Origin of the sequence: Psychrobacter sp. UBA6766 (assembly GCF_002453355.1) — a bacterium.
Classification (GTDB): Bacteria; Pseudomonadota; Gammaproteobacteria; order Pseudomonadales; family Moraxellaceae; genus Psychrobacter.
The window spans coordinates 95,611-116,209 of record NZ_DKGQ01000057.1 but is presented as its reverse complement, the minus strand read 5'-3'; the positions used below and the strand labels follow the sequence as shown (position 1 = coordinate 116,209).

24 protein-coding genes and 1 tRNA gene are annotated in these 20,599 nt (G+C 41.8%); 9 read left to right on the top strand and 16 right to left on the bottom strand.

Annotated elements, in window-relative coordinates; genetic code table 11:
* On the top strand, nucleotides 1-666 hold the full coding sequence (locus B4K26_RS12680; protein WP_296245886.1) for a M48 family metallopeptidase: 666 nt from the start codon (nucleotides 1-3) through the stop codon (nucleotides 664-666).
* Between the two features lie 80 nt (nucleotides 667-746).
* Nucleotides 747-1,352 (top strand): methyltransferase domain-containing protein, encoded by a 606-nt coding sequence (locus tag B4K26_RS12675; RefSeq protein ID WP_296245885.1) that lies wholly within the window; start codon nucleotides 747-749, stop codon nucleotides 1,350-1,352.
* Here the strand turns inward: B4K26_RS12675 and B4K26_RS12670 are convergent.
* Nucleotides 1,330-2,025, bottom strand: a complete 696-nt coding sequence (locus B4K26_RS12670; RefSeq protein WP_296245884.1) for a hypothetical protein — start codon at nucleotides 2,023-2,025, stop codon at nucleotides 1,330-1,332. The genes B4K26_RS12675 and B4K26_RS12670 overlap by 23 nt on opposite strands.
* 46 nt (nucleotides 2,026-2,071) lie before the next feature.
* Nucleotides 2,072-2,980, bottom strand: coding sequence for a hydrogen peroxide-inducible genes activator (locus tag B4K26_RS12665; RefSeq protein ID WP_296245883.1), 909 nt, complete (start codon nucleotides 2,978-2,980; stop codon nucleotides 2,072-2,074).
* 276 nt (nucleotides 2,981-3,256) lie between these two features.
* Here B4K26_RS12665 and ahpC point away from each other — a divergent pair, with 276 nt between their 5' ends.
* Together ahpC and B4K26_RS12655 are read left to right on the top strand one after the other, a co-directional pair.
* On the top strand, nucleotides 3,257-3,823 hold the full coding sequence (gene ahpC / locus B4K26_RS12660; RefSeq protein WP_296245882.1) for an alkyl hydroperoxide reductase subunit C: 567 nt from the start codon (nucleotides 3,257-3,259) through the stop codon (nucleotides 3,821-3,823).
* A gap of 347 nt (nucleotides 3,824-4,170) precedes the next feature.
* Nucleotides 4,171-5,040: a glucose 1-dehydrogenase gene (locus B4K26_RS12655; protein ID WP_296245881.1), complete on the top strand. Its 870-nt coding sequence runs from the start codon at nucleotides 4,171-4,173 to the stop codon at nucleotides 5,038-5,040.
* Between the two features lie 174 nt (nucleotides 5,041-5,214).
* Here B4K26_RS12655 and B4K26_RS12650 read toward each other — a convergent pair whose 3' ends face one another.
* Nucleotides 5,215-5,463 (bottom strand): YdcH family protein, encoded by a 249-nt coding sequence (locus tag B4K26_RS12650; protein WP_296245880.1) that lies wholly within the window; start codon nucleotides 5,461-5,463, stop codon nucleotides 5,215-5,217.
* A 514-nt stretch (nucleotides 5,464-5,977) separates the two neighbouring features.
* On the opposite strand from B4K26_RS12650, the gene ahpF reads away from it, so the two are divergent.
* The gene (gene ahpF / locus B4K26_RS12645; RefSeq protein WP_296245879.1) at nucleotides 5,978-7,555 is read left to right on the top strand and encodes an alkyl hydroperoxide reductase subunit F; all 1,578 of its coding nucleotides are present in this window, start codon (nucleotides 5,978-5,980) and stop codon (nucleotides 7,553-7,555) included.
* A gap of 87 nt (nucleotides 7,556-7,642) precedes the next feature.
* Here the strand turns inward: ahpF and B4K26_RS12640 are convergent, their stop codons facing one another.
* From B4K26_RS12640 to B4K26_RS12620, 5 genes are all read right to left on the bottom strand, one after another.
* Nucleotides 7,643-8,386, bottom strand: coding sequence for a glutathione S-transferase family protein (locus B4K26_RS12640; protein ID WP_296245878.1), 744 nt, complete (start codon nucleotides 8,384-8,386; stop codon nucleotides 7,643-7,645).
* Nucleotides 8,387-8,534: 148 nt separating this feature from the next.
* Complete coding sequence (locus B4K26_RS12635) at nucleotides 8,535-8,867, bottom strand: TIGR01244 family sulfur transferase (protein ID WP_201544531.1); 333 nt, start codon at nucleotides 8,865-8,867, stop codon at nucleotides 8,535-8,537.
* Between the two features lie 79 nt (nucleotides 8,868-8,946).
* Nucleotides 8,947-9,273 carry a beta-lactamase hydrolase domain-containing protein gene (locus tag B4K26_RS12630; RefSeq protein WP_296245877.1) on the bottom strand — a complete coding sequence of 109 codons (327 nt, stop codon included), beginning with the start codon at nucleotides 9,271-9,273 and terminating at the stop codon, nucleotides 8,947-8,949.
* Between the two features lie 173 nt (nucleotides 9,274-9,446).
* Nucleotides 9,447-11,156 carry a SulP family inorganic anion transporter gene (locus B4K26_RS12625; RefSeq protein WP_296245876.1) on the bottom strand — a complete coding sequence of 570 codons (1,710 nt, stop codon included), beginning with the start codon at nucleotides 11,154-11,156 and terminating at the stop codon, nucleotides 9,447-9,449.
* Between the two features lie 82 nt (nucleotides 11,157-11,238).
* Complete coding sequence (locus tag B4K26_RS12620; protein ID WP_296245875.1) at nucleotides 11,239-11,607, bottom strand: ArsR/SmtB family transcription factor; 369 nt, start codon at nucleotides 11,605-11,607, stop codon at nucleotides 11,239-11,241.
* A gap of 268 nt (nucleotides 11,608-11,875) precedes the next feature.
* Here B4K26_RS12620 and B4K26_RS12615 point away from each other — a divergent pair, with 268 nt between their 5' ends.
* On the top strand, nucleotides 11,876-12,742 hold the full coding sequence (locus tag B4K26_RS12615) for an MBL fold metallo-hydrolase (protein WP_296245874.1): 867 nt from the start codon (nucleotides 11,876-11,878) through the stop codon (nucleotides 12,740-12,742).
* 248 nt (nucleotides 12,743-12,990) lie between these two features.
* Nucleotides 12,991-13,428, top strand: a complete 438-nt coding sequence (trxC, locus tag B4K26_RS12610) for a thioredoxin TrxC (RefSeq protein ID WP_296245873.1) — start codon at nucleotides 12,991-12,993, stop codon at nucleotides 13,426-13,428.
* A gap of 121 nt (nucleotides 13,429-13,549) precedes the next feature.
* Here trxC and B4K26_RS12605 read toward each other — a convergent pair whose 3' ends face one another.
* The 4 genes from B4K26_RS12605 to B4K26_RS12590 all read right to left on the bottom strand — a co-directional run bounded on the left by B4K26_RS12605 (nucleotide 13,550) and on the right by B4K26_RS12590 (nucleotide 15,906).
* Complete coding sequence (locus tag B4K26_RS12605) at nucleotides 13,550-13,951, bottom strand: hypothetical protein (protein WP_296245872.1); 402 nt, start codon at nucleotides 13,949-13,951, stop codon at nucleotides 13,550-13,552.
* A 96-nt stretch (nucleotides 13,952-14,047) separates the two neighbouring features.
* Nucleotides 14,048-14,407 carry a SirB2 family protein gene (locus B4K26_RS12600; RefSeq protein WP_296245871.1) on the bottom strand — a complete coding sequence of 120 codons (360 nt, stop codon included), beginning with the start codon at nucleotides 14,405-14,407 and terminating at the stop codon, nucleotides 14,048-14,050.
* A 151-nt stretch (nucleotides 14,408-14,558) separates the two neighbouring features.
* Nucleotides 14,559-14,885: a BolA family protein gene (locus B4K26_RS12595; protein ID WP_296245870.1), complete on the bottom strand. Its 327-nt coding sequence runs from the start codon at nucleotides 14,883-14,885 to the stop codon at nucleotides 14,559-14,561.
* Between the two features lie 208 nt (nucleotides 14,886-15,093).
* Nucleotides 15,094-15,906, bottom strand: a complete 813-nt coding sequence (locus B4K26_RS12590) for a M48 family metallopeptidase (RefSeq protein ID WP_296245869.1) — start codon at nucleotides 15,904-15,906, stop codon at nucleotides 15,094-15,096.
* Nucleotides 15,907-16,392: 486 nt separating this feature from the next.
* Between B4K26_RS12590 and B4K26_RS12585 the strand changes: the two genes are divergently transcribed.
* Both B4K26_RS12585 and B4K26_RS12580 read left to right on the top strand, forming a co-directional pair.
* A tRNA-Gly gene (locus tag B4K26_RS12585) sits at nucleotides 16,393-16,467 on the top strand.
* Between the two features lie 217 nt (nucleotides 16,468-16,684).
* Nucleotides 16,685-17,476: a glucose 1-dehydrogenase gene (locus B4K26_RS12580; RefSeq protein ID WP_296245868.1), complete on the top strand. Its 792-nt coding sequence runs from the start codon at nucleotides 16,685-16,687 to the stop codon at nucleotides 17,474-17,476.
* A 154-nt stretch (nucleotides 17,477-17,630) separates the two neighbouring features.
* Here B4K26_RS12580 and B4K26_RS12575 read toward each other — a convergent pair whose 3' ends face one another.
* The 4 genes from B4K26_RS12575 to B4K26_RS12560 all read right to left on the bottom strand — a co-directional run bounded on the left by B4K26_RS12575 (nucleotide 17,631) and on the right by B4K26_RS12560 (nucleotide 20,404).
* A complete protein-coding gene (locus B4K26_RS12575) occupies nucleotides 17,631-18,434 on the bottom strand; it encodes an SDR family NAD(P)-dependent oxidoreductase (RefSeq protein WP_296245867.1) in 804 nt (267 codons plus the stop codon).
* A 281-nt stretch (nucleotides 18,435-18,715) separates the two neighbouring features.
* Nucleotides 18,716-18,916, bottom strand: a complete 201-nt coding sequence (locus tag B4K26_RS12570; protein WP_296245914.1) for a hypothetical protein — start codon at nucleotides 18,914-18,916, stop codon at nucleotides 18,716-18,718.
* 177 nt (nucleotides 18,917-19,093) lie between these two features.
* Nucleotides 19,094-19,720 carry a YceI family protein gene (locus tag B4K26_RS12565; protein ID WP_296245866.1) on the bottom strand — a complete coding sequence of 209 codons (627 nt, stop codon included), beginning with the start codon at nucleotides 19,718-19,720 and terminating at the stop codon, nucleotides 19,094-19,096.
* A 348-nt stretch (nucleotides 19,721-20,068) separates the two neighbouring features.
* Nucleotides 20,069-20,404 (bottom strand): GNAT family N-acetyltransferase, encoded by a 336-nt coding sequence (locus tag B4K26_RS12560; protein ID WP_296245865.1) that lies wholly within the window; start codon nucleotides 20,402-20,404, stop codon nucleotides 20,069-20,071.
* Nucleotides 20,405-20,599 lie beyond the last annotated feature (195 nt).

Here is a 20,599-nt window from a genome sequence, read left to right as displayed (position 1 = left end):
ATGAGCGTGCCGCCAGAATATTCCTCTTCATTAAACAGCGCTATTCAGAACTTAGCGCAAGCGGGAGTTGAGCTACGCATTACTAAAAAACGTGTTAAAAATATCAATTTTCGTCTAAAGCCACATAAATTACTGGTATCTGTGCCCATGCTTATTAGCACAGCGCAGGTGGCAAAGGCTGTCAATAAACGCGTGCCATGGGCGCTCGCCAATCACCCGCAAGTATTAGAACAGTACAAACGCAAGCAAAGCGCTTTATCTCAGTCAGCAAGCGCCAATCGTCCTACTCGGTTGTGGGGGGTAGAGCAAGCGTTTACGCTCAGTCATGATGAAAAAGTTGCCTATTATCGACAACATCTCTCTAAAGTAGCGCCTTCATTATTTGAAAAATGGCAACCCATCGTTGGCGCTTATGCTAATGAGATACGCCTAAAAAAAATGTACACGCGCTGGGGCACTTGCAACACGCGCGCGCGGCGAATTTGGTTGTCTGTATATCTGCCCGCTTATCCTATCGAATGTTGTGAGTACGTCATCGTCCATGAGCTGTGTCATTTGCATCATGCCAATCATAGCCGTGCGTTTTGGCAAACCGTAGCTGCGGCGATGCCTGATTATAAGCGTTGGCATAATATGCTAGCAGGAAAGAAGGGACAATTAGATTAAAGCCCTGTCTACTTCTAAATAGCCAGATATCTTATCGTAATCTGCTAAGATAGGTATTTTTATCAAGACAAGGATGCCATATGGAAAACGTCAATCAAGCCGATTTTTGGCAGCAGCGTTATGAGCAAGACAGTATCGGCTGGGATATGGGACAAGTATCGCCACCGCTGAAAGCCTACATCGATCAGCTACCTGAATCGGCTAAAAACCAAGCTATTTTGGTTCCTGGTGCGGGGAATGCCTATGAAGTTGGTTACTTACACGACCAGGGATTTACCAATGTTACTTTGGTTGACTTTGCTCCTGCGCCGATTAAGGCATTTGCGGAGCGCTATCCTGACTTCCCAACTGAGCAGCTAATCTGTGCCGACTTTTTTGAGTTATCGCCTGAGCAATCTCAGTTTGATTGGGTGCTTGAGCAGACGTTCTTTTGTGCGATAAATCCGGCGCGCCGCGATGAGTATGTCAAGCAGATGGCAGCCCTCCTTAAACCGAATGGTAAACTGATTGGTTTGCTGTTTGATAAGGATTTTGGACAAAACGAGCCACCGTTTGGCGGTACGAAAGCTGAATACCAACAGCGTTTTGCGTCTTATTTCGATATTGAAATTATGGAGCCGAGCTATAACTCGCATCCCGCGCGGCAGGGCAGTGAGTTGTTTATTAAGATGCGTGTAAAATCTTAATCTCACAATTGATATTATGCCGCGCTTGTTCCTCTAGTCGAGAATGATAGTAATCAGTCAGATAAAGCGTTGGATGCGCTAACAACCGTTCTAATACGGCTATGCGTCCAACGCGGTAATCGACGTCTGAGACGTGCGCATATTCTTGACGAACACCTCTTGCATATTGTTGATATTCTGACCAAGATGCGCCCAAAATACTTAAATCCATATCCAGTAAGTAGGCGGCATCGCTTTCTTTTTCTTTAGCGTTATCTTTATTTTTGCCTGAGCCTTCATCAGTTCTGATAATTTGATGGTTAGCCGTCATCATAATCAGCGAATAGGCATGTTGGCATTGTTTAGCAGTTAAATGAGTTAATGCCTCTACGGCGTATTCTGCACTTTTAAGCTCATTATCTGAGCGCGTTGGGTCGTATATCACATCATGAAAAAACAATGCCAATGCAATAATGTGCGGCTCATAGAGATGCTGTTTGATTTGTTCAAACTGCGCAAATAACTGCTGAACATGTGACAACGTATGATAAGCGCGTTGAGATTCATGATAACGCGTAGCGATATCTTGCCAAAGCACTTGCATTTTTTCTGGTTCGATGTCGTCATTTATAGCAGCTAAATGCCAATAAAAATGCTTACCCAGCTCGTTTTCTATTTGCGAAAAAGCATCCATCGTTTACCTTCATTTTATAGCTTACTTGCAAATCACAATGAGCCGTTTATTTTTTATTAGCAGCATCTTCAAAGGCTTGCTTAAATAGCTTGCCAAGTAAATTAACATCATCAACGCGGGCATAATTTAAGCGAGTGACAAAGGCTATATGACGGTGTGGGCCTTTTTCTGCTAATGGCACCGCGACTGCATTTTGGTTTTGTAGATGCAATTGATCTAACGCCATCTCTGGTACCAATGTCGTTCCCATATTGGCAAGCGCCATTTGTATAAGAGTATTTAAGCTGGCATCAGAAAAGCTTGATCTCATCTGCGCGCGGTCAAAATGACAAACCGTTAAGGTTTGATCGGTTAAGCAATGTCCTTCGCCAAGTAGCATCAGATTGGCCGTTGCTAGCTCATCGGCATTAATTTTTTCAAGCTTGGCATGGACATCGTCTTTTGGAAAGACCGCAAAGAAATCCTCTGCCCAGAACTCAAAGGTATGTAAGCCATCGACTGCATAAGGCAGCGCAATAATCGCGGTATCGATATGACCGTAGCGCACTTGCTCAAGTAAGCGCTCGGTTTGCTGCTCGATAATGGTCATTCGAAATTCTGGATAATGCTTTCGCAGCGCTGGCAGCACTTTTGGCAGCAGATAAGGGGCAATCGTTGGAATGATACCGACTGTCATGGGGTAAGCAAGCGGTGATTGATGGCTATGCGCCCGCGTGGTCAAATCGTTGACTTCAGAAAATACCCGCTGCGCTCGCCTCAAGATGTCCTCACCGATAGGGGTGATCAAAACCTGCTTATTATTACGTTCAAAAATCTGCGTATCCAATTGTTTTTCTAACTCAGCGATACCTAAGCTTAGCGCCGATTGCGAAATATTACAGTCTTCCGCCGCGCGTTTAAAATGACGGTGTTTGGCAACCGCTAAGGCGAACTCAAGTTGACGTAAGGTAATCATAAAACCTCTCTGTTAATGGGTTTCTAGCGCAATTTGTTTTAGACGTTTATCTTGTGTACTATAGCAATTTAATGCCAATGTTCGTATAAAAAAAGCCGTTAGAACAGTTTAACAAGTTTAATAAAACAAAACATCACATTAAAAACTTTTAACTGGATTAACCATAGAATTCGCGTATAGTTTATCAGGTAGCCCAGTTAATGAGTGGGTTAGTAAAAACCATCAGTAATAAACACCAATTCCATTAACAACAATCAATCAAAAAAGGAGCCAATCATGGCGTCGATTATCAATCAAGAAATCCCAGAATTTTCAGCAGAAGCGTTTGTAAATGGTGAGTTTAAAACCATCACTTCAGAAGATGTCAAAGGCAGCTGGGCCATCTTTATGTTCTACCCAGCAGACTTTACTTTTGTTTGCCCAACTGAACTTGAAGACATGGCGAACCAGTACGAAGAACTTAAAGGCTTAGGCGTAGAAGTGTACTCAGTATCAACCGATACACATTTCACTCACAAAGCATGGCATGATTCTTCGGACGCTATTGGTAAAGTCACTTTCCCAATGATCGGCGATCCAACTGGCCGTATCACTCGTGGCTTTAACGTCATGATTGAAGAAGCAGGTTTGGCTGAGCGCGGAACTTTCTTAGTGGATCCAGATGGTAAGATTCAAGTCGCTGAAATCCATGCTGGTGGTATCGGCCGAAGTGCAAAAGACATGCTACGTAAAGTAAAAGCGGCACAGTATGTTCGTGACAACGACGGCGAAGTTTGTCCAGCAGCTTGGGAAAAAGGTCAAGAAACTCTTAAACCAAGCCTAGATCTTGTAGGTAAAATCTAAATAAATATTTAGATAACTGACTTTTCAGACAAGTAAAAACCATAAGGATGAATGTTAATTATTAGCTTTTAATAGATAATAAAATGCTATTCAATTCTTACTTGAAAAAGCCCCTATCAACCATGGTTGATAGGGGCTTTTTTTGCACAATTTTCGTTTATACACAAAGTTACAGGCTGTCTACAGATTATCACCTAAGCGCATTCGATTTTTATATCTGAGGGTCTATGATAATTAAGTGTCTATGATAATAAAGAAGCCTATAACAAACTTAATTAATGCTCATCCGCTAAAACGTTTGTTATTTTGATGTCAATAACACCAACTGATAATAAAGAGAGAATATTATGAGTAACGATAAATCATCTGATAAAGAGTTTCCGAAACAAGAGCAGTCACTGCCAGGTTCGCAACAGGCGCAGCATCCAAGCCCTGAGGTGTTGCCAAAAGAGTATCCAAATGGCAAGCTTGCTGGAAAGGTTGCTATTATCACTGGCGCGGATAGCGGGATCGGGCAAGCAGTAGCGATATTATTTGCTAAAGAAGGCGCGGATGTGGTGGTCGGCTATTTGTGTGAAGATGACGATGCCAAGATGACCAAAAAGCATGTGCAGTCTTATAACCAGCGCTGTGTATTGGTTGCGGCAGATTTATCACAAGAGTCCAACTGCCAAAAGCTGGTCGATACTGCCATCTCTGAGTTCGGAAAAATCGACATTTTAGTGAATAACGCGGGGATGCAGATTGAGCAAGAATCGCTCACCGATATTAGTAGTGAGCAGTTCGATAAAACCATTCACACCAATTTTTATCCGCATTTTTGGCTGAGTAAATTTGCCTTACCGCACCTGTCAGCGGGAAGCGCCATTATCAATACGACCTCTATCACCGCTTATCGCGGCAGTGACCATTTGATTGATTATGCCGCGACTAAAGGCGCGATTTTATCTTTCACCCGCGCTTTAGCCAATAATTTAATGAGTCAGGATAAAGGTATCCGCGTCAATGGCGTCGCACCCGGTCCTATTTGGACGCCGCTTATTGTGGCGTCATTTACCCCTGATGAGATAGAAAAGTTCGGTCAAAGCACGCCGATGGGCCGCGCCGGTCAGCCAAACGAGGTCGCGCCTGCTTATCTATACTTGGCCAGTGACGACGCAAGCTATGTGACGGGACAGGTCATTCATGTGAATGGTGGTGAAATTGTTGGTGGATAGGGAGAATGTGCGCTTGCTTAACTAAGTAAATGGTTAATTCAGCAAAAGCTAATCGAACGTCAATTGACCTAAGCACAATAAAAATAGCGCTAAAAAATAACGGCTTTATTCGATGAGCAAGTAATCATCAAATCAAGCCGTTATTAAATCAGGTAAAGATATAGAATAAAGTGCTTAGACGGCAGAATTAATTTTATTTTTATCGATTATTTTATAAATCTCATCTTTTAAGTGCAGCTTGCGCTTTTTCATTTTTTCTATTTCTTCGTCACAGCTGGCGTGCGTCACCAAATCCTTATCGAGCTGATTGATTTGCTGATCAAGCTTGGTATGCTCATCAAAAATGCTCGCAAAGTAGCTGTCTTTTTGCTTAAGTTCGCAAATAATATCTCTGTTGTCTTGCCATGTATCAGTCTTTCTCATGTTGTCATCCTTGTTATGAAGCGCCGGCTTAGTAAAGCCATAGCGCATTTTAGTTAAGAGTGCTCTGATGAATTTATATGATTGTGAGACTTCATTCTTACCAAGCCAAATCGCAATTCAGCTCAGTTTTGAACAGGCTTATGCGCAGCAGAAAGGGCATTTGCTAACGACAACTAGCAGTCGATCTGCCGACCGGTAAATAAGAGTGTTTCTTATTCGCCTCACTTGATTGTAGCGAAAAAATTTACCCGATACCATGACTGTCATGGATTTTATTTTATCAGTAATTTTAAAATTAAATAATAATACCTATTTGTGATTTGTTTTATTAAACATAAGGTTTGAGTTTATCGGCTTGCGTGGCACGTCTAAAGCCTTGATAATAGACGTATCAAAGGGGGTAAGCCAAGTATTTATGGCTTTTTAAATCAGTTACTTAGCTTGTCACCAAGCCCTATTTAAATGTCTAGCGATTTAGCTGACGTTACATATTCGATAATAATGAGGAACAAACATGATAGATCAAGGTTTATTAGACGCAGTCAAAAGCTATAGTGAAAATATGACCCGCCCCATTACCTTTGTATTGGGTAGCGGCGAACACAGCAAACGTGCTGAGCTGATTGATTTTTTGACTAAAATTGCTGGTACGACGGATAAAATTAATTTTGATGCAACAGCAACTGATGACAGCTTACCAAGTCCGATTAGTTTTAAAGTCGTCAGTCATATTGATAATGCATTAACTGATACGGGTATCGTTTTTAGTGGTATTCCGGGAGGTCATGAATTTACCTCGCTGATTTTGGCGATTTTGCAAGCGGGTGGTCATACGCTAAAACTGGATGAAGGTATTCAAAAGCTGATTAAACGCTTTAACAAGCCGCTACAGTTTCAGACTTATGTATCGCTCTCATGTCATAGCTGTCCAGATGTCGTGCAAGCGCTGAACCAATTTGCGCTATTGAATGATGACATCAGTAACGAGATGATTGATGGGGCGTTATTTCAAGAGCAGGTCGAAGCCAATAATATCCAAGGTGTACCGGCGGTATTTCTAAATGGTAAACCTTTTGCCAATGGTAAAATTGATACGGCTAAATTGATTGAGAAGTTACAAGAGCAGTTCCCTGATTTATTGAGCGAAGTGGACGAGGACGCTGAGCAGTTAGAGCAGCAAGATGTAACGATTATCGGTGCGGGTCCGGCTGGCGTGGCGGCGGCGATTTATACTGCACGTAAAGGTTTAAAAGTCACTATGGTGGCTGACCGTATCGGCGGACAAGTCAAAGACACCCAGGATATCGAAAACTTAATCTCTGTGCCTTTAACGACGGGTAGTGAGCTGTCAGCAAACTTTGAAAAGCATTTGCACGAATATGACATCACGCTCAAAGAGCATGTCAGCGTCAAAGAAATCAGTGAAACTGAGGAAGAAAACTACCGTATTCATCTGAATACTGGTGAAACGTTTGAGACGCGAAGTATTATCTTAGCGACGGGTGCACAGTGGCGTAAACTTGGTGTGCCGGGTGAAGATGAAAACGTGGGTCAAGGCGTTGCCTACTGTGCTCACTGTGATGGCCCATTCTTTAAAGGTAAAGATATCGCAGTCGTGGGCGGTGGTAACTCAGGTATCGAGGCAGCGCTAGATTTGGCAGGAATCGTTAAACATGTGACCGTCCTTGAATTTGCCGATGACCTAAAGGCTGACCAAGTACTGATTAATAAAACCAAAGAAAGAAGTAATATTGATATCATTACCAGTGCTGCAACTCAAGAGATTAAAGCGAATGATGGTAAAGTGACTTCACTTGTTTATCAAGACCGTAATAGTAGTGAAACTAAAGAGCTCGATATTTCAGCCGTGTTTGTCCAAATTGGTTTGGTGCCAAATACTGAGTTTGTTAAAGGGTTTGTCGATTTAAACCGTTTCGGTGAAATTGAAATTGACGAGCGCTGCCGTACTGACCGCAAAGGTATCTTTGCTTGTGGTGACGTGACCACCGTCCCCTTTAAACAGATTAATATTGCGATGGGTGAGGGTAGTAAGGCTGCATTATCAGCGTTTGAATACTTGGTGATGCAGTAAAATGTTGTTTTAGCTTCTACTAGAGTTTTAAACCCCTAAAACCTACTAAGGTTTTAGGGGTTTTGTTTTTTGAGCAGTGGTTAAAGTTTAATTTGCCAATACACCAACTACCGAGAGTAATTCACCTGCTTCATCTTCTTTAATAATACGAACTTCATTGAGTGCCGCTTCTTGCCAAGCTTGTAGATGAGGATTGTTTAACATCGTCTCACAATACTGTTTAGTCGTTGATTTCAATGGTATGCCCGAGGCATCCGCATAAGTTTGCAAACGTAGTATTACTGGAGCAAAAAAAGCATCGGCAGCAGTAAATGGTCCAAATAGATAATTGTCTGTTGAGCGATTTTTTAAACAATCTTCAAAGATGTTTTCTATACGCGCGATATCCATTAAGCATTCGTCACTTGCTTGTATCTTTGCTTTAGCTCGAATATTCATCGGCATTTCACTACGAATGCCTTTCAGTCCTGAGTGCATTTCCGCAACGATGCTTTGACAATAAGCGCTGTTTATTCTGTTGTTAGTATTGCTCTTAGCATCAGATTTATTCAGACCTGTCCAAATATCTAAGTTCGTCAGATAATCATTAGCGTGAATGGCAATTGCTAAAGTATCCCAGACCGTGACTTTATCCTCATCTTTAACATAAACCAAAACAGGTACTTTGCCTGTTGGCGCATGCTCATTGAGAATGGGTGTCGCTGATGGATGAAAAAGCTCAATCAGTTGCTCATCAAAATCAATATTGAATGCTTTTAATAGTAGCCAAGCTCGTAATGACCATGATGAATAGTTTTTATTGCCGATGATGAGTAACGGTCTCTGCATCATAAAATCCTATTAGGTTGTACCAGTAGAATTTTATTATGTCTTTAATATTAAAAATTAACCAGTCTATAGTTGAGTAATATACAAAAAAACGCCTATCCAAAGTTTGGATGAGCGTTTTGAAATGGTATCAATTATATTTATATCACTATTAGTCGTCTAACAAATCCATACGCTTTGCTGCTTCATAGATACCTGTCGAGCGGTTACCCGTACGGCAAAAAATCAGCATCGGCTGCTCAGCTTGGTTAAAGAAATCTGCGAATTCTTCGACATGGTTTTGATTGAGCTCGCTACCGGCAAAGGACACTTCTTTATATGCAAGACCTGCTTTTTTAGCGGCGGCTTCAATCTCAGCACTGGTCGGTTGATTCGGCTCTTCGCCGTCTGGACGGTTGTTAATAATGGTTTTAAAGCCATTCTCCGCAATCATCGGAACTTGGTCAGGGGTGATTTGTCCAGTAATACTAACTTGATGGCTCATAGGAGCTCCTTTTTATTTTTAACGTAAAAATGAATTTTTATCATGAGCGTCTAGCGTTTATATAAAATATAGCAATCATTTATAACAGCCCTTGCATCAGCGCACTTTGATAGAGCAGTTTTGCACGTGCACCCGTGCCGCAAAACATCAAAATCGGTTTGGGCATGATACGATAAAAGGCGGCAAATTGCTCGACAGTCGCCATACTTAAACGTTCATCGTCAAAAGGCAAATGCTGATAGGTCAAGTTGGCTTTTGCAGTCGCACTGGTAAAGTCACAACTATTGGGCTGCGATTCAACCTCAGCGTCAGGACGGATATTAAGCACGGAGCGATAGCCAAGCTCTGATATCTTCATACATTGGCTTGGATAAATTTGCTTATAAATGGTTAAATCATCGGTCATAAGGGTTTCGGTCGCGTATATTAAAAGATGTTTGGAGATAGAGAGTTATAGTTAAGGGCTATTTTTTAAAGGCTTATAACAATTTAGCATAACACAGCTTTTATCATAGCTATATTTTGTCACAGACCATCACTGTTATGATTCATTTAACATGAAAATCAGGCGATTATAAGTTAAGTGTCTTTTAGGGCGTTCACTGCATCTATAGTGCTCAAATAAACCTTCCCTGACAGACCAGTAATAACGGGCGTATGCTCAATAATGTCCATCAAAGGCCCCTTAATAAAACTAAAGCTTAAGTGTTTGTTTTGATTTAACAACTCTTGATTGAGGCTAATCAGCATCTCTTGTCCGGTAAAGTCAATATGATTGACCGCGGACATAATGAGGATGACTTCCTGAGCGTTAGGATACTGCCGCGTGGCTTGAATGACGCTGCGATGCACGGATTCACTATTGCCAAAAAACAAGCTCTCATCGATACGCAGCATCAGTAAATTGCTAAATGTCACCACATCATGACGGTTGATATTACGAAAATGTCCCGTTCCCGCTAGCTGACCGACGACAGCGACGTGAGGTTTGCTCGATTGCCAAATTAGGCTGGCAAAGGACACCATCAAGCCGATCACCAAGCCTGTGTTTAACCCAAATATCAGCACTCCGACAAATGCAGCCATAAAGCTGGCTGCATCTAAGCGATCGCGTTGCCATGCTGATTTTAAGGTCGCTATATCAATAAGACCAATAATGGCGGACATAATGGTTGCACCCAAAATAGCATAGGGTAGGGGCACCAGTAGGCTGCCAAATGCGATCAAAGCAGCAACCATGACCAGTACTGTTACTAAGCTCGCCAGTGGCGTTTTTGCGCCCGATTCAACATTGATAGCGGTACGTGAAAAACCACCAGCGATCGGGAAACTCTGAAAGAAACCACCAGCGATATTGGCAAGGCCTAATCCTCGCAGCTCACGGTTAGCGTCGAATGTCTCATTACGCAGACGGGCATAGGTGCTGGCGACGGAGCTACTGGATACAAACGCGATAAGCGCCATTAATCCGGCTGTGGGTAATAGACTAAGAGCTTCATAAAAGTCTGGCAGATAAGGCAGCGTAAAAGTCGGCAGACCTCGTGGCACATTTCCAATGGTTGCTACGCCCTTAGTTGACCAATGTAGGCTGCTACTAAGCGCAATAGCAACACCAAGAAGTATGAGCGGGAATAGCCGCTCAGCCCATTTGACATAAGAGGAGGATAACCAAGATCTCCATAGCCATTTGCTTGCATAACGATTCAACATCATCAGTATAAAGGCGGTCACACCGATGAGTAATGTCAATGGATGCAGCTGGCTAAAATATATCTGCATGCTAGATAAGTAACCAATTAGGCCGTTACCGGTAATAGGTATGCCGGTCAAATATTTAAGCTGACTGGTAAAAATAAGGACGGCAGCTCCGCTAATAAAACCAGCAGATACGCCGCGGCTGATAAATTGCATAATCCAGCCCAATTTAAGCTGTCCTGCAAGCCACAAAATAGCGCCTAGCATTAAGGCCAACAATCCTGCCATCAATGCGTACTGCTCAATGCCTTTATCTGCATAAGGATGCAAAGCACTTGCTGTCATAATAGCCGTAACAGCTGCGGGGCCGACTGCCTGTACATTACTAGAGCCTAACCAAGCATAAACAGCGACTGGTACAATCGCCGCATAGAGTCCATAGACAGGCGGCAATCCTGCCAACACCGCATAACCCAAGCTTTGTGGAATGACAAGCACTCCAACCACCAGTCCTGCGATAACGTCAGTCGGCAGGGCAGACAGCTGGTATTGGCGTAACCAATCAGGAATCAGACGAGCAATAATGGAAGGCATAACAATGTGTCATCATTTATAAAAGGGTAATTATAGCCAAGTACTAAGTTCAAAAGGTTAAGCTAAAAATTAGGCCACCAAGCTACTTATCGGTCTTAGCACAAAAGCGTTCATACAATAGTTGTAGTACCGATAACGCATCGTCGCTTGCGATGCTATAGTAGATTTGTTTACCCTCGCGGCGGGTCGTGACTAGCTTGCCTTTGCGTAAGATACCAAGCTGCTGCGATAAGCTTGGCTGACCAACACCGACCAAACTCTCAAGTTCACTAACGCAGTACTCGCCCTGAGTTAGCTGACATAGAAGTAATAGGCGATCGGGATGCGAAAGTGATTTTAATAATTGGCTGGCTTGCGTAGATGCTTGTTGCATTTGCTCAGCAAGGTCTTTGGGAGCAAAGTCTGCGCTGGTCGATACATGCGCATCAGTATTGTGAGTAGATGTGCTCAATGCTGAATTTGAAGTAGTCAGAGCGAGCTCCTTATATAAAATAGAGATAAATAGACAGAAGTATAAAAAAATATGGTTATATATGATGAATTATCAATGATTTCAGCATTGATAGCAAGTTATCGTTAATTACATTATATAAATTGATGAAATGTTTAGTGGTTGCTATAGTGGTATATAGATACAAACAGTGTCTATAGATAAGCGCCTATTCTACGTAAGAATCTATTAAAAATTAGAACATTCCTATAAAAGTAAAGAGGTAGCTATGCAAGTTCATTCTTTCTTACACAGCGATACAGAAACTTATACCCACGTTCTCGCTGATGTACAGCGGCAAGTGTGTGCCATTATCGATCCTGTATTAGATTTTGATGTCAAATCAGGGTGTACGGCTACGGTTAGTATCGACGAAGTGATAGCGTTCGTGCGCGAGCAAGATTGGGAGCTGGTTTACATTATAGAAACCCATGCTCATGCCGATCATATATCGGCTGCTATCCATGTAAAAAATGAGCTTGGCGGCGAATTGGTCATCGGTCAACACATTACAGAAGTTCAAAAAATATTTAAGCAAATCTTTAACTTCGATAGCAGCTTTCACACCGATGCCAGTCAGTTCGATATCTTGACCGATGATGGCGAAACCTTAGAGCTTGGCGGTATTACGATCACTGCCATGTATGTGCCCGGCCACACGCAGGCAGATATGGCGTATCTTGCCGCCGACGATGAAAAAACTGTGGTTTTCGTGGGCGATACATTGTTTGCCCCAGATGTGGGCACGGCGCGTTGTGATTTCCCAGGTGGCGACGCTAGAACTCTGTATCAGTCAATTCAAAAGTTACTAGCCCTTCCTGATGAGACCATCATGTATCTGTGTCATGACTATCCAAGTCAAGGTCGCAAACATTGCCCAACCACAACGGTGGCAGCGCAAAAACTCGGTAATATCCATGTTAAAAATGGTATCAATGAAGCGGAGTTTGTCGAAATGCGCGAACGTCGCGATGCCACTCTTGATATGCCGCGACTGATTATCCCGTCGGTACAAGTCAATATCGATGCTGGTCACTTTCCAAAACCAGAAGACAATGGGACGCGTTATCTAAAGGTACCCATTAATGCACTTTGATCAGCCATAAGAGTGTTTTACCCATTCAACATCGATAAGTAATTAATAAGCAAAAAAATAAGCAAACCGTTACGCAAGCACAATACGAGTAACCGCTATCATAATGTTAGTCTTTACGATAAGTTGATATGATTTAATAAAAACCAAGTAAAAATAGCGATTAGACGTATTATTGGTCACTTAAAAAGTATTAACTGTTGGCGCGTTGCTCAGTCGTACGCCAACGTTAATCGTAAAGGAGTTCTATCATGAGTGAACAAATCTCTCATTTGGTCTGTCCTCATTGTCAGGCCACCAATCGTATTCCCGCCGCACGGTTTAATGCAGCGCCAAACTGTGGTAAATGTGGTCAGCCATTATTAACGGGCAGCCCGCATGAGTTGAATGCGCAGTCAGTCAATAAAGTCATTCAAAAGAATGAGGTATTGACGATCGTTGATTTTTGGGCGAGTTGGTGTCAGCCTTGCCTGATGATGGCGCCGCAGTTTAAAGCAGCTGCTAGTCAGTTGCCGCAAGTAATTTTTGCCAAAATACAAACAGATAAATACGATCAAGCCGCGGCACCTTATAATATTCGTAGCTTACCGACGATGGTTGCGTTTAAAAACGGCAAAGAAGTTGCACGTCAATCTGGTGCTTTACCGAGCGATCAAATTGTTCAGTGGGTGAGAAGCTTAAATTCTTAAGTTTTAAATAAGTCCTGATGATTGTTAAAAAAGCCAATATGCTTGTCGCGTATTGGCTTTTTTAACAATCAGCTTTTAAAGTCAGCATGAAATTAAACGATCAAATTTGGCAGATTAAACATTACTCACCATAAATCTTAATGCCATTGGCAAAGCTACAACGTTGGATACGGGCTGACTGGATAATGGCATCACGCTCACCATAAAGTCGCGATAATTTTGCATCGCGGGCTTTGGTATTGTTACTTTTACCCACGCCAAAGCTGATATTAGGAGAAATACCCCAACGTCCAGCGGACACCCCAACGCCAACACCTGAGGCGGACAAGGTGGATTGCTCATTGCGGGCCGCGTCTACATAACGATTGACACGGTTATATTCTTGGTTTAGCGCTTGGCAATCATAGCTTTGATAAGTGCTTGGTGGCACGTATTGCGGAGTGATATTCCCCGTTGAAGCGCAGCCTGAAAGAGCAAAAACGCCAGCTGTTGCCAGAAAGATTGCGGCAGTAAGAGTTTTCATAATGTCTCCATTAAGCTACGTCGATGTGATTGTGTTTATTTAAGATAGCAAAAAAAAAGCGATTAAGATATTGAAAGTTATATGATTTTACAATGATTAAAATAGATTTCCCGGTTTGGTAAAGGCAAGTATTAAAATACCAACATAGGCGATGCCTGTGATAAGAATACCGGTCTTTCTCTGACTAGGTGCCGCGCTAGGATTAAAGGCTTTAATACTGGCGCTGAGGGCGGCAACGAGCAAAATGACCTTTGCAAATACCCATTGGACTGGCGCATTGGCACTCATTAATTGCACCAGCAGGCCGGCTCCCGAAAGAATAATAACGGCATAGAGGATATGGGTTGAAATTTTGATGGCAAATGGTGGCTGCTTGTTTGAGCGTAGCACCACATAGCTTTGATATAAAAACAGCGCAATCAAAAGTACTGCCATCAGCATGTGAAGATGTTTCATCGGATACCGTTTCCTTTAAGAGTGCCAATTGTCAGGTGCTATTTAAAAAGTGGCATTTACCAGCGTGTTTATTATAGGTAATTATAGTTTATAGATGATTATTGTTGTTTTAGAATTGACTGTGTAAAAAAGCGATCTAAACAACAGTCATCTAGCCCTTATTCTGCCCAGCGCATAATGGGCTATCAGGGCTTTGGCCTTGCCACTCTGACGGCGTATAAGCATGGATAGCCAACGCATGAATTTGACCGCCTTGAGAAGTCAAAAGCGGATTTGCCAAACCATACACCAACTGATGACGTGCAACCAGACGTTTACCTTCAAACGCGTCGCTGACAATGGTCAGTTTAAAGTGACTTTCTTTGCCGTTAAAATAACCGGCATGGTTCATCGATTCATTCACCAGTTCAACATACTGTGCTTGCAGGGCTTGTAGTGCCTCATTAAGGGCGTCTGCAGTCGGCGTATTCGTTGTCATAGTCATCCTCGTTATTTTAATGCTTAGCCTTTTAAATGGCTGATGGCGTTCATTATAGCAGACACTGATAGTTATGCTGCAATACTCTACAAAGCCTTCTATACAAGTGAAGAAAGGATTAATTATGTGTATAAAAAAGCAGAGCTCAACCCTATTGAGCTCTGCTTTTGTCGTTTCATTTACTATGAATACAATTTGCCGTTAAATTTTAACGACGCGCTTTTTGATATAGTGGCATCACCTTAGGCAGTAGTGATTGTATTTGCGCAATACGGTTGCTACTGGTTGGGTGAGTACTCAAAAATTGTGGTGGCTCACCTTGGCTGGCGCGTTGCATTTTTTGCCATAAAGTAATGGCTGCTTGTGGGTTATAGCCAGCACGTGCCATTAGCTCAAGACCGATCTGATCGGCTTCGGCTTCTTGGGTGCGACTGTGTGGACGGCTCAGACCTAAATCACCGGCGACATTTGCAAGCTCAGCCTGACCTTGTGAGAGACCAAAGATACTCGCTGCAACGCCGATACCAGTTTGTGTCGCATATTCACGTGAGAGACGCTCGCGTGAGTGCTCACGAAGCGCATGCGCCATCTCATGGCCCATGATGGCGGCAATTTCGTCATCACTCAAGTTTAGGCGATCAATGATGCCAGTGTAAAACATAACCTTACCGCCGGGCATTACAAACGCATTTAACTCATTAGACTTGATGGTGTGAACTTCCCACTTCCATTTCGCGGCATCAGGACGATAAACCCCCACTTGGCCAATAAGGCGACTAGAGATTTTTTTTAGGCGATTAAGCTGCGCTGTGTTGGTGTCAAGTAACCCACGCGCTCGCGCTTCTTGGATATTTTTATTGTAACTTTGCGCTGATAATTGCTGTACTTGTTCGCTAGAAACCAAAAGCAGCTGTTGGCGATCAACACCGACGGCCCCAGTGCTAGTCGTGCTAGAACAACCCGTTAGGGTCAATGCTGACAGTGATGCAGCCATCACTGTGGTAGTAAGCATTTTTTTCATAATAAACATCCTCGCTGTAAATAAAAAGTAAAGTTGAACAAAGCTGAAATCCGAACCGTAGAGGAAAGGGTAGTTTATTATTAAAGTTCTACTACCGCCCGCCAAACTACCTAAACAGTAAAATTTTACGCCAACTGTCATTAGGCATAAGTATAATAATGTTAATAAGCTCAAACCAATACAAAAAAAGTAACAATAGGCGGTAGGATTGTAAATGCCCTTTATAGGTGTTTGACACAACGTCATATAGTCATAGTAAAATCAGTTGTTCTTCATACGTATTTAAAATAAAATGTTCTCATCGAAACTGATTTAAATAGTTCTTAAAATCAATAATATATAGGCATATTTGTTTTGAAAACAGATTGAGACGCAAGCTATTGGTTAAAAATTTGAAAAAAGCTATTGACATGAACAAAATATTTGCTAAAATAGCCAGCCTATCGAGACGTAGTCGTTGTTAACAACGTTACGGTTTGATATTTAGCGGGATTAGCTCAGTGGTAGAGCATAACCTTGCCAAGGTTGGGGTCGAGAGTTCGAATCTCTTATCCCGCTCCAAATATGGCTTGAAAAAGCACTAAGGTCTCACACTTTTTAAAGAAGGTGTGAGGCTTTTTTTATGGTCAAAATTTAGGGAAAGCAAGAATAGCGTTACAAAATGAAGATGATTCAACACACGTTTTTATATTCAAAAGTACATAATACAAAGAGCTGTAAAAATGACGGTAACCAATCCAATAACTATTATCACCAAAAACTATTATAAGGATTTATAATGCAAAAATTTGAATACAAAGCATTTGACGAATTGTTTAATTTATCAGGAAAGACGGCAATTGTCACGGGAGGGGCAAACGGTATTGGTAAAGCAACGGCACTACGTTTAGCACAAGCTGGCGCGAATATTGCGATTGCTGACTTAAAATTAGAAGATGCTAAGGCGGCCATTAAAGATATCGAAGAATATGGCGTCAGAGGATTTGCCGTTGAGTGCAACATTTTAAAAGACGATGACTTGGTAAATATGGTAGAAAAAGTAGTCGCTGAATTTGGTAGCATCAATATTTTGATCAACAACGCGGGCGGCGGCGGTGGCGGCCGTGAAAACCCGACTAAGATTTCTGTCGATGATATTCGCCGTGATTTTGAATTGAATGTCTTTAGCGGTTGGCGCTTATCACAACTGTGCGTGCCACATATGAAAAAATCTGGCTATGGCTCAATTGTGTTTACCACATCGATGTCCAGTATCAATAAAAGTCCAAATATGAGTGGTTATGCGGGTTCAAAAGCTGCTGTTAATCACATGGTGGCCAATTTAGCGCACGATTTTGGTCCTGAAGTGCGTGTTAATGCGGTCGGACCTGGCGCTACCCGCACTGATGCGTTGCAAACTGTATTGACACCAGAGATTGAGAAAAAAATGCTGGCTCATACGCCTATTCAGCGCTTGGGTGAAGCCGATGATATTGCTGGCGCCATGCTGTATTTTGCCTCTCCAGTATCAACGTGGGTGAGTGGTCAGACCATATTCGTCAATGGTGGCGGGGTACAAACTTTAGATTGAAACCAATACTCAAGGTTAGCATAAAGAAGCAACCATAAAAGAGCGTCGCCTTACTTGCTATTAGGTGACGTTTTTTTATGCGAGTTATTGCTCACTTCATGACTGAACATGAATCTTCTAAAAGTTCAATACAAATAAAGCTTTTTATTAATCGCTATTTTTTAAGCGACAATGCGACCGTCTTACTACCTATCCAATTGACCCAACTGACCGGCAACAGTCGCATTTGTAGGCGAAGCAGGTTTGCTATAACGCCCGGCACGACCAAGAACTGACGATTTTCTACACCTTTAAGCATCGTTTCCACAGCGTCCTCAATTTTTAACTTACCGGCAAATTTTTTCATCTTTAGGCCAGCCGCTGACATGACTCCGATTTCAGATTCGGTCATTGGCGTATCAATTGGCGGTGGAGCAAAGACAGTAACGTCGATACCTAAGGGCTGCCATTCGTAGTTTATGGATTGCATCATGCCCCAAATAGCAAATTTTGAGGCACTATATGAGCTATAACCATAGCTGCCCGTAAAAGAGGCCATTGATGAGGTTACCATGATTTGATTGCCGCGTGATAAAAACGGCCGCACGGCTGCCAACACATTGCGTGTTCCAAATACATTGATGTTGATAACGCGTTCAAATTGCTCCTGACTCATTTCATCAAATGTCCAAGGCCCGGTAATACCAACAAAGTGCATTAATATATCAGGCGATAACTTGCTTGCTGCCTCAGCGATTTGCTTGGTTGTCATAGCGGCGTCGGTAACGTCTAATTCATAGCTGATAATCGAAGCTTTGTTTTTGTTCAAGCCTTGCAGCGTGACAATGGCTTCATCGAGCGCTTGCCTGTCAAACAGTACTAAGTTGGCGTTTTGTTGAATCAGCTGCTTAGCCGTTTCAAATCCGATTCCGGATGCTGCCCCAGTGATATAAACGGTTTTATTGCTAAAGTAACTCATCAAGCGTCATCCTTTTGCAAAGAGCTATGTTCGTTTCGAATCTTATTTGAGCAATACCAATCTGCTTTGTAGACCAAAGATAAAAGATTTTATAGGTTTTTTGTAGGTAGAAGCTGCTGCGTGTGTACCATGTGACGTTAGGTACGCGCACCATGCTAAGCGGTATCAGATCCATATTGCATCTCCTTATGACCAATGGATATCTTGAGATAATACTAACAGCAATGTTTTAAAATTTGTAGCGACTCGAAAAAACTGTTCAGTTTACTCAGTTAGGTATATTAAAACTCATTCCAGTAAAGGTCATCATCAAAAAGCTCGACAATAAAATCAATTAAATAGCGCCAGCGCTGGGATAAAAAGCGGTTTGTGTGATAGACGGCATAAACGTTTAAAGTGGGTAATTGGTACTGTTGCATAACAGGCACAAGCTTACCACTGGCTAAAGTTTTATAAGTGAGGAACTTGGGTAAAAAAGCGATGCCATGTCTTCTAGTCTTCCCATCTGAGCCATCCCATTATTGTTCTGATAGATCGTGTTATCACCACGATATAAAAAATTTAAGGCTGAGTTAGAAACCCAGCCTTAAATCAATAACGTTAAATAATCGAGACTGTTTTTCTATCTAAAAAGACATGTTTATGCAGATGCAGCGGCCTTATTTAAGATCGGCTTTTTTACTGCCTTCGACCTGAACGACCAATTTGATGTCTTTCATCATACCGCCATCGGTAAAAGCATTGATACCCCACTTGGTTCTATCGATAGTGGTTTCAAAGTCTCCACCACAAGCTTCAGCTTTTAATAGAGGACTGTCGTAACAGTTAAATTTAGTGGCCGTTAAAGTCACTGGGTGCGTCTGACCTAACAGTGTTAAATCTCCTTTGACCGCTTTGACTTTATCACCTTCAAATTCCCACTTAGTCGATTTAAAATAAGCAGTTGGATACTCTTTTACATTAAAAAAATCCGCAGATTTTAGATGGCCGTCAAATGCTTTTATTCCCGTGCTTAAGCTACCCATAGGAATCTTAATACCCACAAAACCCTGTTTCTCTTTAGGCGCGTACTCAAGAGTGCCTGATAGATTGTAAAAACCGCCCGCGTTGGTTGTAGTACCAAAATGATCGACAAAGAAGCGAACCGCCGTATGTTTGGGGTCAAGCTCATAAGTTGCCGCGTGACCCAAAGTGCTAAACATACCAAGCGTGCTGACAGCTGCGATTGCTATCGCACGGTTTGCTTGTTTCATAGTTAGCATAGGTTTAATGGATTTTATGGTCATGATAAGTCATCCTTTTATTAAGTGGGTTTATGTGGTCAAGGAAGTACAAACAGGCAAGTATATTGTTAATTAACTATATCGCCTTTTTTAAATTATACTCAGAAACTAAGCTTGCTTAAAAAAGACTACGTTTAGTAAAATATCAATCGTTAAGTATAACTTATATAGCATTGAGATTGGTTTAGAAAATAATTGACTATTTAATACAACATATTTTCTACTTATGTATGTTGCTTAGCCCTTAGTGTTTATATTATTGATAATAGAAAAAACTGCTAGTAAAAAACGCCCTATCTCTTCTGATAAGGTATTTTTTTTACTACCGCTTAAACGCTTAGGCCTAATAATTTAGGGCGTAGCGTTATGAAATACCGAGTTGTCTTGGTATTCAGGATGTTTATCAATATAGGATTTTACATAAGAACAAGTCGGTTTCACGCGTAAGTGTTTAGCGGCTGCATCATCCAAAACATATTTGACCAAATATCCTGCTATACCTTGACCACCTAGCTCATCTGGTACTTTAGTGTGCTTATAATCGATACCTTTTTCACCTTGACTGGTGGTAAAGAACTCATAATCTTCAAAAGCAAGTTGATCACCAATATGAATCTCAAAACGCTCCTTGTCCGTATTATCAATGATTTCATAATTTAATGGGGCTTTGTTTGTCGTATCTGACATGGTTAAACTTCCTTATTCTGTAAGTAGGATGAGCGACTTATACACTCAATTATAACCTACTATTGTCCCATCTTATGCTAATAGCATTGTTATGAATATACTGAGATCTGTTATTAATATATTACGCTGTCTTTATGGCACTATTGTTCTAAAAAAGAGAACAGTAAATTGTAATTTTGGAGGTTTATTTGTTAA

Coding starts and splice junctions, on each gene's coding strand:
- B4K26_RS12630 (WP_296245877.1), bottom strand. CDS start 9,273: ATGACCGATGATTTAACCATTTATAAGCAAATTTATCCAAGCCAATGT.
- B4K26_RS12635 (WP_201544531.1), bottom strand. CDS start 8,867: ATGAGCCATCAAGTTAGTATTACTGGACAAATCACCCCTGACCAAGTT.
- B4K26_RS12560 (WP_296245865.1), bottom strand. CDS start 20,404: ATGTCAGATACGACAAACAAAGCCCCATTAAATTATGAAATCATTGAT.
- trxC (WP_296245873.1), top strand. CDS start 12,991: ATGAGTGAACAAATCTCTCATTTGGTCTGTCCTCATTGTCAGGCCACC.
- B4K26_RS12565 (WP_296245866.1), bottom strand. CDS start 19,720: ATGACCATAAAATCCATTAAACCTATGCTAACTATGAAACAAGCAAAC.
- B4K26_RS12650 (WP_296245880.1), bottom strand. CDS start 5,463: ATGAGAAAGACTGATACATGGCAAGACAACAGAGATATTATTTGCGAA.
- B4K26_RS12575 (WP_296245867.1), bottom strand. CDS start 18,434: ATGAGTTACTTTAGCAATAAAACCGTTTATATCACTGGGGCAGCATCC.
- B4K26_RS12615 (WP_296245874.1), top strand. CDS start 11,876: ATGCAAGTTCATTCTTTCTTACACAGCGATACAGAAACTTATACCCAC.
- B4K26_RS12655 (WP_296245881.1), top strand. CDS start 4,171: ATGAGTAACGATAAATCATCTGATAAAGAGTTTCCGAAACAAGAGCAG.
- ahpC (WP_296245882.1), top strand. CDS start 3,257: ATGGCGTCGATTATCAATCAAGAAATCCCAGAATTTTCAGCAGAAGCG.
- B4K26_RS12665 (WP_296245883.1), bottom strand. CDS start 2,980: ATGATTACCTTACGTCAACTTGAGTTCGCCTTAGCGGTTGCCAAACAC.
- B4K26_RS12675 (WP_296245885.1), top strand. CDS start 747: ATGGAAAACGTCAATCAAGCCGATTTTTGGCAGCAGCGTTATGAGCAA.
- B4K26_RS12680 (WP_296245886.1), top strand. CDS start 1: ATGAGCGTGCCGCCAGAATATTCCTCTTCATTAAACAGCGCTATTCAG.
- B4K26_RS12670 (WP_296245884.1), bottom strand. CDS start 2,025: ATGGATGCTTTTTCGCAAATAGAAAACGAGCTGGGTAAGCATTTTTAT.
- B4K26_RS12590 (WP_296245869.1), bottom strand. CDS start 15,906: ATGAAAAAAATGCTTACTACCACAGTGATGGCTGCATCACTGTCAGCA.
- B4K26_RS12595 (WP_296245870.1), bottom strand. CDS start 14,885: ATGACAACGAATACGCCGACTGCAGACGCCCTTAATGAGGCACTACAA.
- B4K26_RS12640 (WP_296245878.1), bottom strand. CDS start 8,386: ATGATGCAGAGACCGTTACTCATCATCGGCAATAAAAACTATTCATCA.
- B4K26_RS12580 (WP_296245868.1), top strand. CDS start 16,685: ATGCAAAAATTTGAATACAAAGCATTTGACGAATTGTTTAATTTATCA.
- B4K26_RS12605 (WP_296245872.1), bottom strand. CDS start 13,951: ATGAAAACTCTTACTGCCGCAATCTTTCTGGCAACAGCTGGCGTTTTT.
- B4K26_RS12625 (WP_296245876.1), bottom strand. CDS start 11,156: ATGCCTTCCATTATTGCTCGTCTGATTCCTGATTGGTTACGCCAATAC.
- ahpF (WP_296245879.1), top strand. CDS start 5,978: ATGATAGATCAAGGTTTATTAGACGCAGTCAAAAGCTATAGTGAAAAT.
- B4K26_RS12600 (WP_296245871.1), bottom strand. CDS start 14,407: ATGAAACATCTTCACATGCTGATGGCAGTACTTTTGATTGCGCTGTTT.